Source organism: Pseudoalteromonas luteoviolacea S2607, from assembly GCF_001625575.1.
Taxonomy (GTDB): domain Bacteria; phylum Pseudomonadota; class Gammaproteobacteria; order Enterobacterales; family Alteromonadaceae; genus Pseudoalteromonas; species Pseudoalteromonas luteoviolacea_E.
In genome coordinates, this window is the sequence record NZ_AUXV01000015.1 from 1 (window position 1) to 12,470 (window position 12,470).

General features: G+C 40.4%; 10 protein-coding genes. 5 read left to right on the top strand and 5 right to left on the bottom strand.

The window, feature by feature from the left end; all coding sequences use genetic code 11:
* From N480_RS08975 to ahpC, 4 genes are all read right to left on the bottom strand, one after another.
* The coding region (locus tag N480_RS08975; RefSeq protein ID WP_196761468.1) for a hypothetical protein at nucleotides 1–227 on the bottom strand (227 nt) is incomplete at its 3' end.
* A 14-nt stretch (nucleotides 228–241) separates the two neighbouring features.
* Complete coding sequence (locus tag N480_RS08980; protein WP_063372177.1) at nucleotides 242–2,077, bottom strand: motility associated factor glycosyltransferase family protein; 1,836 nt, start codon at nucleotides 2,075–2,077, stop codon at nucleotides 242–244.
* Between the two features lie 323 nt (nucleotides 2,078–2,400).
* Nucleotides 2,401–3,972, bottom strand: a complete 1,572-nt coding sequence (gene ahpF, locus N480_RS08985; RefSeq protein WP_063372178.1) for an alkyl hydroperoxide reductase subunit F — start codon at nucleotides 3,970–3,972, stop codon at nucleotides 2,401–2,403.
* Between the two features lie 111 nt (nucleotides 3,973–4,083).
* A complete protein-coding gene (gene ahpC, locus N480_RS08990; protein WP_063372179.1) occupies nucleotides 4,084–4,653 on the bottom strand; it encodes an alkyl hydroperoxide reductase subunit C in 570 nt (189 codons plus the stop codon).
* Between the two features lie 267 nt (nucleotides 4,654–4,920).
* Between ahpC and N480_RS08995 the strand changes: the two genes are divergently transcribed.
* The 5 genes from N480_RS08995 (at nucleotide 4,921) to N480_RS09015 (ending at nucleotide 9,741) form a co-directional block, all read left to right on the top strand.
* Nucleotides 4,921–5,343 (top strand): DUF3429 domain-containing protein, encoded by a 423-nt coding sequence (locus N480_RS08995; RefSeq protein ID WP_063372180.1) that lies wholly within the window; start codon nucleotides 4,921–4,923, stop codon nucleotides 5,341–5,343.
* Between the two features lie 296 nt (nucleotides 5,344–5,639).
* Nucleotides 5,640–6,482 carry a GGDEF domain-containing protein gene (locus N480_RS09000; protein ID WP_081231809.1) on the top strand — a complete coding sequence of 281 codons (843 nt, stop codon included), beginning with the start codon at nucleotides 5,640–5,642 and terminating at the stop codon, nucleotides 6,480–6,482.
* Between the two features lie 229 nt (nucleotides 6,483–6,711).
* Entirely contained in the window at nucleotides 6,712–7,803 is a 1,092-nt protein-coding gene (locus tag N480_RS25910; protein WP_063372181.1) for a methyl-accepting chemotaxis protein, read from the top strand.
* Nucleotides 7,804–7,896: 93 nt separating this feature from the next.
* A complete protein-coding gene (locus N480_RS09010) occupies nucleotides 7,897–8,682 on the top strand; it encodes a class I SAM-dependent methyltransferase (RefSeq protein WP_063372182.1) in 786 nt (261 codons plus the stop codon).
* A gap of 210 nt (nucleotides 8,683–8,892) precedes the next feature.
* Nucleotides 8,893–9,741, top strand: a complete 849-nt coding sequence (locus tag N480_RS09015; RefSeq protein ID WP_063372183.1) for an EamA family transporter — start codon at nucleotides 8,893–8,895, stop codon at nucleotides 9,739–9,741.
* Nucleotides 9,742–9,792: 51 nt separating this feature from the next.
* On the opposite strand, the gene N480_RS09020 is transcribed toward N480_RS09015, so the two are convergent.
* Nucleotides 9,793–12,309, bottom strand: a complete 2,517-nt coding sequence (locus tag N480_RS09020) for a prolyl oligopeptidase family serine peptidase (protein WP_063372184.1) — start codon at nucleotides 12,307–12,309, stop codon at nucleotides 9,793–9,795.
* Nucleotides 12,310–12,470 lie beyond the last annotated feature (161 nt).

Here is a 12,470-nt window from a genome sequence, read left to right on the forward strand (position 1 = left end):
CCGAATGAATCACCTGCACCAAATGAATCACCTGCACCAAATGAATCACCTGCACCAAATGAATCGCCTGCACTTTGAAAACTATTAAATTCTGAATTATTGAAGCCTTGGCCAACTTGGGCTGGCTTTTGGTCTTCGATATAGTATTCAATCGTTTGTGAAATCGCTTTTCCCGAGTGAGCTGCAACCAATGCGATTGGCAAAACTGTTTTTAAATTAAACTTCATTAATTTCCCTTAATTCAAGTTGCTATTGGAGAGAGTTTTTGACGGACTTCAGTAAGCATAGTGTCTATATAGTCACGTGCCTTTGATGCATACTGAGGCCACTGATTAGTAGGTAAATGGTTAATATGGCTAGCAATCGTTGACACTACATATTTAATTGTACCACTCAAAAGTAGCTTATTTATTTGATTATGATTGGCATATAAGGTTTGAACAAAAAAGTTCAGTTCATTAAGAATATCAACAATTGATGGTGCTGATTGAATTTTGCTTTGCAAAGCATTTATGGACGTTATAACTTCTGCAAGAAAGCCAATGCTATGTGTGCGAGTCCTTTCACTGGTTTGAGTATAAGTGAAAACGTCATGCATAACTTTATGTTTTTCACACATTTCAATGGCAAGTTCGTCATAATTTATAGACTTTGCCCCTTTAATTAACGCGCCATCACTGGTATTAGACACCTCTAATTTAGGGGTCAACTTAATTAACTGCTCTTGAGCAAGCCTCGCTTCATTAAAAATGCGAGAAGAATATACATATTCTCTAAAATTCCCCCTTACCTTTAATTCCGCATCAAATTTAGCCTGAGATAAATCACTTGCACTATTAAAGTAGTCTGACAGCTGGCTATGGTGCGCGTTTGGATCTACGTAACCATAATCACATCCCAGTAAAATAAGCTTGTTGAATCCTAAACGTGAAAATGCCGTAGCTGCCATATTGGTAACTGTCGGGTTGCAATGATAAAGCGGTTTAATAGCTGTTAACCCATTTGAAAATAGCTTACTACCTAGATCGTTTCCTTTGGTAAATACAATTTTATGATGAAACTGGTTGATGAGTTTTGGAAAGACAGTGCTTAAAGTAATCAAGACCACATCTTTTAATCTGGGATCCGTTAACTGGCGCTCTTTTAGGTAATAGTTAGCTGCCGTTCGTTCCATTTCTATATGAAAGTCAGGAATAATCCCCTCTTTCAGTAATGCACCGAGTGCAGTACCGCATGAGGCGATAATAATATTCTCCGAGTCGTGTCGCAACTTTTTTAGGTTTTTGTCTAGCGACGGACCATTTCCAACTATGCCCACAGGTACATTGGAAAAGTCACTGAACACATTTTCGTGACTATTCACTACACAAAGCTTGCTATTTTCTATACTGTGAGTAAGGCCTAATAATTCATCTTCGAAAAACCCCCACATACTCGCTAAGTTATTGCGCCATTGCTTGAACTCCATATAAACTTGGTCAAATAAAGGCGTGCTGTAATGTCGATATAAACTGATGTCTACTAATGTATTAGCGCCCCTTTTAATTACATACGCTCTTAATTCTGCAATGAATTGCTCATAGCTAGTCGGGTTGAAAAAAGTAAGAGAGCCATGACGTTTTTTACATTCACGCTCAATACTGTTTAGATCGATATTTGCACATGCTGTTGCATACTGCTCTATATTAGATTCAACAACAATCACATCAGTATAATGAATTAATGAGAGCAATTTATGAATATGATATCCAGCACCAAGCCCGAGTACGATCAAAGTCCCCCTTTGCGGTTTAGAGCTGGGGTTGCAACCTAGTTCTTTTGCAACCAAATTGAGTGCATTGATACATTTTTGATGGGTATTCTTTGTTGCATTATCAGAAAGGTAATTTAATCGCAGATGCGTTGGGTGCTTTAAAAAAAGTGAAACTTGCTCTTCGCAACTTTTTTTTGCGTCAGAGCCATAAAAATTATTTTGATAGACTTGAGTGTCTTTAGTATTTTGGCACAACAGCTGGCGATAAAAATCATGCGGCAAATGTTGTTTTAATAATCCATAATTATGATTAATAAATTCCATATTCTTTATTTATTGTTATGCAATTAACGTTGCGCATTCTTCCATAACCACTTTGTATCGTCAATCAGCAAAATCTATTAAAAACAATAAATTGACAATAAAACAGTAACCAAATAGCTAAATTTGATAGTAATAGGATATATCTTAACTAGCTATTATTAGATATAAAATAACTTACGTGAAAATATAAATTATTTCATCAGCAGCATTGATGAAATACATAAAAAAAGCCACGCATAAAAGCGTGGCTGGAGACACATTGCATGGGTGTATTGCAATGAATTAAGTCGGGCAAGATGACTGCACCTTACCAAAGGGAATATTTAAGCAGCTTGATTGGCAGAATCCTGTGCTCGGATTAAGTAATCAAATGCGCCTAAGCTCGCTGTTGCACCGCTTCCCATAGCGATAACAATTTGTTTAAACGGGCTCGTAGTAACGTCACCAGCGGCGAAAACACCTGGTATATTAGTAGACCCTTTACCGTCAATTTCAATTTCACCAAATTGGTTTAATTTTATTTGTGTATTTTTCAACCACTCTGAATTTGGGACTAATCCGATTTGAACAAAAACGCCAGCGACCAAGATTGACTGCGCTTGTTGAGTACTTCGCTCAATGTACTTGAGCCCTGTCACTTTTTGCTCATCACCTACAATTTCAGTGGTCTGTACATTAGTGTGAATTGTAACGTTAGCGAGGCTGCGTGCTTTTTCTATCAAAACCTGATCAGCTTTTAAATCATTCGCAAACTCTAAAACAGTGACGTGCTCTGTGATATTTGCAAGATCTATTGCAGCTTCAATACCTGAATTACCGCCACCAATGACTGCCACCGGCTTTCCTTTGAATAAAGGGCCATCACAATGTGGGCAATAAGCAACTCCCCTGCCTTTATATTCTGCTTCACCGGGCACATTGACAGATCTCCAACGCGCGCCTGTGGAGATAACGACAGACTTCGCTGTCAATTTTGCGCCATTTTCTAATTCGATATCCAGATACTCATTGCGCTCGATATTAGCAACCCTGTTGCTCGTCATAATATCAACGTCGTATTGTTTAACATGTTGCTCTAATTGCGCGACTAATTTAGGCCCTTCAGTCTCTTTAACAGAGATAAAGTTTTCGATACTCATCGTATCAGCGACCTGACCACCAAATCGCTCAGCTACAACCCCAGTATTCAGACCCTTTCTTGCTGCATATACCGCAGCGGATGCACCCGCAGGCCCTCCGCCAATCACCAGCACGTCAAAAGGCGCCTTGCCATTAAGTTTTTCGACTTCCTTTTGAGCCGAATTGCCGTCTAATTTTTTTAGGATATCTGATAGACTTACCGCGCCTTGGCTGAATAGCTCACCATTTAAATACACGCTGGGTACAGCCATGATATTGCGTGCCTCTACTTCGTCTTGAAACAGTGCGCCATCTACCATGGTTGTTGAGATGTTGGCGTTATTTGCAGCTAAGGTATTAAGCGCTTGTACAACCTGAGGGCACGTCTGACAACTCAAAGATACGTACACTTCAAAGTTTAGAGGCCGATCAATTAACTGAATCACTTCAAGTTCGTCACTATTCAATCTAGCGGGGTGTCCACCACTGTGCAGCAACGCAAGTACTAAACTCGTAAATTCATGGCCCATTGGAACACCAGCAAAGCTAATTTGCGTACTCGTATTTTTCGAGCTAACAACAAGTGAAGGTCGTCTAGCATTCATATCGTAGTTTTCGACCACCGAAATGTGTTCGCTCAACGAAACAAGATCTTGAGCTAGCGAGTTTAGTTCATTGGATTTATTGCTACTGTCCAATGCAATTTTCAGCTCGATTGGTGATGTTATTTGTTTAAAGTGCTCTTTTAACTGACTTTTAATTTGCGCATCTAACATATTTATAATTCCTCATTGAAACGCTAAGCACATACTTGCTGTAAAGCGAAGAAGCAAATTTCAGGGGCTTGCCTGCTAGCAAGCGCCAGCAGGCTTAAGGCAAGTAGCGACTTAGATTTTGCCTACTAAATCAAGAGAAGGCGCTAAAGTTTCTTCACCTGGTTGCCAAGAAGCAGGACAAACTTCACCATCATGCGTTGCAATGTATTGAGCTGCTTGTACTTTGCGAACAAGCTCTTTTGCACTGCGTCCAATTCCCAAATCGTGAGTTTCAATAACTTTAATTTCACCTTCTGGATTAATAACAAATGTGCCACGTAGCGCCAGGCCTTCTTCTTCAATCATTACTCCAAAATTGCGAGTAATTTTGCCTGTTGGGTCGCCAATCATTGGGAATTCGATTTTCTTAATGGTATCTGACGCATCATGCCAAGCTTTGTGAGTGAAGTGTGTATCGGTAGACACCGAGTAAACTTCTACACCCATTTCTTGTAGTTGGGCGTAATGATCAGCCAGATCGCCAAGTTCAGTTGGACATACAAAGGTAAAATCTGCTGGGTAAAAGAAAACAATGCTCCATTTACCTAGTAAGTTTTGCTCAGACACATCTACAAAGTCTCCTTTGTGGTAAGCCGTCGCGTTAAAAGGTAAAAGTTTTGTGTTAATCAATGAAGTGCTCATAACTATCCTCTTTAAGAAGTATGTAATTTTGTTTTAAGCCGTAGTGGCTTTGCTTGAACACAAAGATATAAGCTTGCATGAATTAAATAAAATTGATTAAAACTATCATTGCTATCGAATAATTTGATTGAATAATCTGAAAAGCAAATTAAACCTTAGGTATAATCAACACGTAGAAATGAAACAAGTGCATTAGCACAGCCGTTCATCTGTACCAGTTGCTGATATACAGCCGAACACCTTAAACCACATAAGAAAAGAGTATTTATGCATCCATATTTCAACCACATACAACTAGGCTACTTGGGCTTCGTACCGTTTTTACTGTGTATTGCCGCAACACTCATGCTGGGCAGTTCTGAATCTTTAGTCGACGTATTTAGCTATTACAGTATGGGTATACTTGCATTTATGGCAGGTACTTTGTGGCGAGCAGGTGAACAACCGAAGTCACATGCGGTATTCGCAGTAGCTACTGTGATCCCTTTTCCATTACTCTCGTTTTTGTCACCAACATTGATACTTAGTTACTTAGCCGCTTGCTTTTGGGTAGTTCTTTGGACAGAAAAAGCAATGCCCAAATGGCAAGAAACGCACAAAGACTATAAACAAATGCGTTTTATTTTAACATCCGTTGTATTTGTTTCTCACTTGTTCATGATATCTCAAGCTATTGAATTAACTAGATAGAATAATCCCTCCGAAGCTCAGAGGGTTTTACGCTTCAACTATTCTTTTAATGCAATGTAAAAAAGCTACAAGTTCTCAACCTGATAGATTACCATGACGAAATAGTGTCAGGAGTGTGAAAATTAATTTAAAACACTCACACGCCACAGAAATAGCCCTAATGACCTAGTTAGGGCCTTCCTGAGATAAAAATAATTATTTTAAGCGACTGAATAATTGTAGTAAGTTTATTTGCAGGCGAGCAAATCAAGGCGATAGCTGCTATAAGTTAGAGGGTAGCGTTGGGAGTGCAATTTATGTATCAAAAGCTGCTTTATGCCGCGATTTGGGTCTTCGTTTTTGGGTTTTATATCTGGATGCAGGAACAGCCGGGCGACTTACTCGACTCACTAGAGGAGTTATTCTGGTTCAGTATTGCGTCAACGATGATCGTGTATTCAGCACCACACCTTAAAAATCGCGTCTTAATTTGCGCTTGGGGCATTTATTGCTTTGGCTTATTACTTGATTTACTAGATGACTTTATTGCTGTTGATATATTACCAGTCATTGTGCTTGATACTTCCTTTAAGCAATTAGGCTTTTTGCTCATTTGTTATGCGCTATACACTATGATAGTGCGTAAACGCGAAACCATAACCCAGCTCAATAATGAAATACATCAACGCAAACAGCTTGAAGACAAGCTAAAGTTTGATGCAACGCATGATGAGTTAACTAAAATAGGTAACCGCAGAGCCTGTTTTACACAATTTAATACACTTTGCCGTCAACACCCGACTCTTTTTTATTTTGATTTAGATGACTTTAAGTGTGCTAATGATAAATTTGGACACAATTGTGGTGATGCCATTTTAAAAAAAATCGCAACCTCATTAAACGAAGTATTCGGACAAGATAACTGTTTTAGAATAGGCGGTGACGAATTTGTTGCATTTGGCTCTCTAGATCAAAATGATGATGAGCAGCTCAGAAAAAAACTCCTTGAAGAAGTTTTCGAGTTCGGTGTCGGGCTCAGTATAGGTCATACTGACACTGACCCTGATACTGCGCCTGACAAACTACTCCACTTGGCAGACGCTGCAATGTATAACAATAAAAGTTTAAAATCCGTACGCTCTAGACCAAGACAAGGGTAAAGCATCGTATTTACCCATTCCTACCTCTTTATTGTATATCTGGCTGATATATTTTAATTTACATAAAAATAGATCTACACCAACACATATAAAATACTTCATAAAAAATTTGTGTCACAATAGCAAACAATGCAATGTATACATTGTTTTAAATTATTAACGAGTCGCGTGGCGATTGTTTGCAACGCACTCACGCAAAATAAGCGAAAAGATAAAGGGGACTAAATCAGTGTTTAACAACTTATTCTCTAACACCGATTTTAAGGAAGAGCTACACCACATAAAATCAGAGCTTGCTGCGCAAGTTCAAGAAAATCAAAGGTTGGAAGCTGAAAACCAGAGACTTCAAGAGCAACTCATAGAAGCTCAAGCACAGTTAAATGACAACACCGATAACCAACTGCTGCAATGCGCATTATCTGGTATGAACCAAATTCAAGGGATCAGAGAAACCGTATTGCAAAGCTTTTTGAATATTGAGCAAGACAGCAGCGCAATATCAGAGGTCAATCAATCTTTTGAAACTTCAGAAGAGTCCTTAGCTAAAATCCTTTCAGGTATGGGTAAGCTTTCTGAAAACATGTCCAGTATGACCGATAATATATCTGGCTTGTCACATATGGCAGACAATATTCATACCTTTGTTTCCACCATATCTAAAATCTCAGATCAAACCAATTTACTGGCTTTAAATGCGGCGATCGAAGCTGCACGGGCGGGTGAAGCAGGAAGAGGCTTCAGCGTGGTCGCAGATGAAGTGCGCGCGCTGGCTAATAACACTAATGCATCAGCAAACGAAGTTTCTGACTTGGTAACTAAAATTATTGATACCACACAACTAACTGTAAAAGATGTGTCGGTTATTCAAGATTCTAATAAAGTGCTTTCAAGTAGTATTGAACACTTAAACGATGAATACGGCCAAATCGTTACAAGTTGCGGCTCGATGAGACACACGATTTCTAACGCAACCCAGCAAACATTTATCCAAACGGTCAAGCTTGATCATGTGGTATGGAAAAGTGAAGTTTATAATGTCATCACGGGCATCAGTCATAAGGCTGTTACGGACTTTGCCGATCATACATCATGTCGGCTGGGCAAATGGATAGCAGGCGACGGTGCTAAACTATATTCAGATAACTCGGCTTATCGACGCTTAGAGCAACCGCACAAAGAGGTGCACAAGGCAGGCGTTGAAGCGGTCACTAAATTTAAAAGCGGTGATAAACAAGGTGCTGTGCAGCAGCTAAATAGAATGGAGCAAGCCAGTATTGACGTAATGCACTTATTGGATGAACTTAAGAGCGTATCGCTATAGCACAATTAAAATCTAATAAGATTACACAAATTGCGCTTCACCATGTAGTTTGGTTTGGTATAATTACGCGTTTTGAATAACCAGTAGTTTTTTATGAAGCTGAACCCGCAGTGGCGAATTCTTACAGTAGGAGATGGCGACCTAAGCTTCTCCTATTCCATCCAAAAACACCTTAAACCCACATCACTGGTCGCGAGTATTTATGACAGTGAATCAGCTTTACGTGAAAAATACCAAGAGCATGCTATGGACAATCTGCTCAAAGCCGGTGTGCAAGTACTCACCGAGTTTGATGTAACCGATGTCGACTCTTGGCACCGTCTAGGACGACAGCAATTTGACGCTGTTATTTTCCAGTTTCCTTTAATACCCGCTTTTACGTCTCATGACGAATTCAAACAAAGTCAATTGAGTATTAACACGCTAAACCGACGTTTGTTGCGCTACTTTTTAGTTAACTCTCAGTCCATTGCCCTCGATAAGCAAGGTCCAATGCTCAGTATTATCACGTCAAAGGACGTCAAACCTTATTGTGAATGGAACCTAGAGCAAACCTTACATCAGGGGCTCAATATTAACTACTTAGGACAGACAGATTTCAACATAGACCTCTTTCCCAATTATAAAATCAGGAATGTGGACAGGGACAAACATGTTAAGGATACACGTGGGATCAGCTATTTTTGGTCATCCCAAACCGACACAGCTCAATCATTAGTAATACCCGATTACCTCTGTGATTCGCATTGCGGTATGTGTAGAGCTGGACCATTTTTAACAGAGCAAGACAAACAAGCCCACTATTCATCAAAAAAGCATAAACAAATGTCAGCCCATGAAAAAGCATGGCAAGCTTTTTTAGCCTCAGAGCAGACATAGCTGAAATATAGAAGCCTGGATTTATGTAATAATTTGTTGCAAAGATCCAAGCCCAGAACACAAAGTATCAACCTAAAAAACACAATAAATACACAGGGCAAACATCGAAAGATAGAAAAAACGCAATAAAGGAATAATGTATACAAAACCATTGAGTGTGATGGTCTAAAGCATTAGACTACCGCCCTCTTAAAGCCAATAGGTGTATCAATGCAAATTTTGGATAGGCGTTTTTTGTATGCGATTGCTTGTCTCCTTCTCGCTATGGTGACTATTCAGTCTGGCGCATCAATCGCGAAACAACTTTTCCCGTATGTGGGCCCTGAAGGTACAACAGCATACAGACTCGGGTTTTCAGCGCTGATTTTGTGCCTAGTTTTTAGACCTTGGCGAAAGTTGCCTGCGAACTGGAGACCGGTCACCCTTTATGGTTTGTCGCTAGGTATAATGAATTTGACTTTTTATTATGCGATAGAGCGCATACCTTTGGGAATTGGGGTTGCACTTGAATTTACGGGCCCACTTGCGGTTGCGTTATTTTCTTCTAAGAGAAAGCGTGACTACCTTTGGGTATTGCTCGCCATAGCTGGGATTTTGATGCTATTACCAGATATGAGTGAAGTTGATGGACTGGATCCAATTGGCGTTATCTTAGCCCTAATTGCAGGCGCATGCTGGGCAGGCTATATCATCTTTGGTAAAAAAAGTGGTGGCCAAGGTTCTGGCGGCATCACTGTTGCCTTGGGCATGAGCGTCGCAGCCTTTGCAGTCGTTCCCTTTGGCGTAGCGTCACAGGGGTTGGCCTTACTTGATTGGCAATTAATCCCATTAGGGATTGCCATAGGCCTTTTGTCTAGCGCTCTGCCCTTCAGCTTAGAAATGGTTGCACTGCGCAATATGCCTGCGCAAGGCTTCAGCATTATGATGAGCTTAGAGCCGGCAATTGCAGCTTTAGCCGGCTTAATGATACTTGGAGAGTTACTAACAATCTGGCAATGGTTCGCAATTGCAATGGTTATTGCCGCTTCTTTGGGTAGCTCTATTACTCAAAAAGAGTGATGTAAAGCATTTTTCACTATTCAAGAAAAGGCCCGATAGGGCCTTTTCTCATTATTGATTCCAAGGAGACGGATATTGAAACTCTTGCTGAGGTTCTGGGAGTTCAAACCTTAAAACGTCAGGTATTGTGTCTGTTTCTTCTATAGTTGGGAGTGGTTCGAAGTGAAGTTGCAACCACTTCGACTGCTCATAAAGCATGTGTAGCACTTCTGCCTGCTCTGTGTAAATGTGGCCACTTTGCGGGAGCATTACCAATTTTACCGATTTGCCTAAATCGTTCATCGCGCTAAACAGTCTCTCGGATTGAACCGCAAAGCTCCCTTTACTCTTGTCTTGATAACCATGTACTAACATCAGCGACGTATTAATTTTATCGGCTTTAAATATCACTGAGTTATTTATGTACCTAGATTGGTTTTGCCATAAGCTGTGCTCATCTTGACCAAACGCGAAAGGCGTTAGCGTGAAATTGTAGGTACCACTTCGAGCTATGCCTGTCACAAACAAATTTGTCTGCGCGAGTAAATTAACAACAGCGGTTGCCCCCAAACCATGCCCACCAATTGCTATTTTATCTTTATCTGCAATACCTTGCGCAATCAGTGTTGATACAATTACGTCAGCACTGTCTCGTAACTGTTTTGCTAACTCTTCTCCTTGTAGCTGTGCACTGAGTAATGGTAAGTTGTGTACATTTAGTACTGCATACCCTTCATGAACAAATGGCACCCCACTCAAAGCATCTTGCTGAGCAAATAAGTAAGGGGATTTAATCTCAGTTTTGTCTATCGGTGCCTGAGCATTTATCCAGATCAGTACCGGGATCCGCCCATTACTCGGATCGAAGCTGTTAGGCAAATAGAAATCCCCCTCAACTATACGTCCACTTCCAACATTAAAACTCATAAGCTCTTTGCTTATGTTTTGCATGCTCGGATAAGGGTGTGCACTTCTTGTCAACTGCTCAACCGTGTCAAAAGTCAGATTTCTAGAAAAGTAATTTGCAGGATTACTTTTAGACTCTTTTCGTGTTACAAAGCGCATACCATCGTCAGAAATAACGTCGATTACTTGCTCAAAGTATGGTGCATTAGCCTGCCAAATAGGTGTAAACAAATTACCTTTCGCATCAAACCTTGATAAGAAAGGTTCATCTTGTCCATTATTTCTATTGGTGCCCTTTACGAATAAGTATCGGCCACCTGCAACCCTTAAAACATCAACCCCAAGATCATTTTTTGTGAAAATAAGTTCACGTTTAGCGCCGCGTTTTAAATCATCAAATAGCTGTAATTCAACACGAGAGCGGTTTGGGGTTAATGGTGAAAAGGCATAATAGACCTTTTTACCATTTGCCTCATTCATAACTAACACGCCTAACTGGTTGTCCCCCCACAAAATGTGAGATACGCGCCCATCTGTATCCGCGTAATGTCTTGGTGTGCGTTTAAACGGCGCAGAAATACTATATAAGCTTTCATTATCATCATTGTCACTCGACTGGGCCCAAATCAGCGTAGCGCCTTTATCTGCACGCCATTTAAAGGCTCTTCTTACAGTTGTTTCTACAAAGGGTTGAGAGAGCCTGTCCGTGCCTTGCAGGCTTTTTTGAGGTCTATACACTTCGTACAAAGGCACCCCACGCATACCCCAGATCTGCCAAACGCTATTGTTTTGTTCTTTAAAATCAACCACCTGCATTTGTGACAACCTACTTATGTCCATCATAGCGACCAGTAAATTGGTGGCGTCGGGAGAGGCACTAAAGTCGCTAAAGTAAGCAGGCTGACCAATTGCTACTGCCCCGCCTTGTAATGAAAGCTTGTAAAGCTGAGTAAAAGCATAGGTTTTAAACTCATCTTGCTGCACAGGCCCAAATTGTGCTTTATCTATGTTATTGAAGCTAGCAGTAGAATTGACGACTAAAGGAGACTGAGAAATACGTACTGCATTAGGTGCAGGCTCCGTCACTCCACGATTCAATTTAATATTAGCGATTAATCCAGAGCCATCGGCTAACCATTCAAAAGGCTTGCTTATTGTGAATCCATTTAATGCAAACTGAGACAAAATACGGCTCTTTTTTTGCTTAATATCAAATACCCACAAATGGGCAGCCTGTTCAGTTTCCAAAATGAAAGCTAAGTGTCGACCACTCGCGCTCCATGAAGGATGCAAAATTCTGCCATCGGGAATCCCTGTTGGACTAATTACGGCGCCTGTATCAATATGCTTAAATGAGATTCGAGAGTATCTGGGAATATCAGCGTGCATCGTACTAAGCGGGTTAAAATCAACGCCCAACAAATGTTTGGTTGTAGTGTTTGGGAGCTGATTTAGTGGCGCTTCATCCAAAAGTGCCATCCAACGACCTTTAGGCCCCACCAATGCTTCCGGCACACTATATTTGTTCACAAACTCCGCAATTTCTGATGATGGTTTTTTGTACTCCGTTGCGTTCGTTGCACTACTGTGAAACAAGGAAAGCGCAAACATAAACAGCGTTGCAGTAAACAATAATGAACCGGTGGTATTTATCACTTCTGAAAACCCTTTTCTAATTCCCATAGCAGACCATGATATAATGATTTTATGCTAAGTGCAGTATTTTAGAGACATTTGACGTTCAAAAATCTGATTTTTAGGCTATTGTTTTAGAGAATTGAGACACAATTGAATTGTAAGTTGCAGAGTCGAAGATTAAAAGTTTAAACTATGCAACCGTCATC

What these genes read in the sequence shown, in the direction of transcription:
- N480_RS09010 (WP_063372182.1), top strand. Translation starts at nt 7,897, where the DNA reads ATGAAGCTGAACCCGCAGTGGCGAATTCTTACAGTAGGAGATGGCGAC.
- N480_RS09015 (WP_063372183.1), top strand. Translation starts at nt 8,893, where the DNA reads ATGCAAATTTTGGATAGGCGTTTTTTGTATGCGATTGCTTGTCTCCTT.
- ahpF (WP_063372178.1), bottom strand. Translation starts at nt 3,972, where the DNA reads ATGTTAGATGCGCAAATTAAAAGTCAGTTAAAAGAGCACTTTAAACAA.
- ahpC (WP_063372179.1), bottom strand. Translation starts at nt 4,653, where the DNA reads ATGAGCACTTCATTGATTAACACAAAACTTTTACCTTTTAACGCGACG.
- N480_RS09020 (WP_063372184.1), bottom strand. Translation starts at nt 12,309, where the DNA reads ATGGGAATTAGAAAAGGGTTTTCAGAAGTGATAAATACCACCGGTTCA.
- N480_RS08980 (WP_063372177.1), bottom strand. Translation starts at nt 2,077, where the DNA reads ATGGAATTTATTAATCATAATTATGGATTATTAAAACAACATTTGCCG.
- N480_RS09000 (WP_081231809.1), top strand. Translation starts at nt 5,640, where the DNA reads ATGTATCAAAAGCTGCTTTATGCCGCGATTTGGGTCTTCGTTTTTGGG.
- N480_RS08995 (WP_063372180.1), top strand. Translation starts at nt 4,921, where the DNA reads ATGCATCCATATTTCAACCACATACAACTAGGCTACTTGGGCTTCGTA.